Genomic DNA, 721 nt, shown 5'->3' on the forward strand with positions numbered 1-721 from the left:
CAATACCTTAGCCAAAAAAAGAGTATAAAAAGAGGGCTGATGTAGTAGAGTTATAGTCTTCCACAACGATAACTCGAAAGCCACACACAGCCCATGTTTGATATCTTAACACTCTTGCAATGCCTCCTACCAGAAATAAAAGTGACAACAATAGGTCAGTTGAGCCGGATCATCATGGCGATGTTAGCAATGAGCGGACGAGTGACAATGTTGGGAATATCGCGTTGGGCAGGAACTGGTGGTAGTTATCGGACAGTGATGAGATTCTTTGCGACAGTCATACCCTGGGCAACAGTATTCTGGGTATTTTTTCGTCGGCATTTGTTTTGTCCAAATGATGTTTATTTGTTGGCTGGAGATGAGGTAGTAATAAGCAAAGCTGGGAAAAAAACACATGGATTAGATAGGTTCTTTTCCAGTCTAATGAGTAAACCGATATCGGGGTTATCTTTCTTTACATTATCGTTAGTAAGTGTCAAACAAAGGCACTCATATCCGATTCAGATAGAACAGGTGATAAAAAGTGATATAGAAAAAAGTAGTGGCTCACCAAACTCAGAAATAAAATCTCAAGAAAAACGGGGAAGAGGACGACCAAAAGGGAGTAAGAATAAAAACAAAAAAGAGGTGGTTTTCACATCTGAATTACTAAGAATTAAGAAGATGATTAATGAGCTATTCAAGTTAATGGCTAATTTGATTCCCATTACTTACTTAGTAT

Annotated in this window: 1 protein-coding gene; it reads left to right on the top strand. The window is 38.3% G+C overall.

Annotation, left to right across the window (positions count from 1 at the left end; translation table 11 throughout):
* Positions 1 to 93 precede the first annotated feature (93 nt).
* On the top strand, positions 94 to 721 hold a 628-nt coding region (locus FFR48_RS28220), incomplete at its 3' end, for a transposase (RefSeq protein WP_137669611.1).

The sequence above is a fragment of the Sphaerospermopsis reniformis genome (assembly GCF_005402885.1).
GTDB classification, from domain to species: domain Bacteria; phylum Cyanobacteriota; class Cyanobacteriia; order Cyanobacteriales; family Nostocaceae; genus Sphaerospermopsis; species Sphaerospermopsis kisseleviana.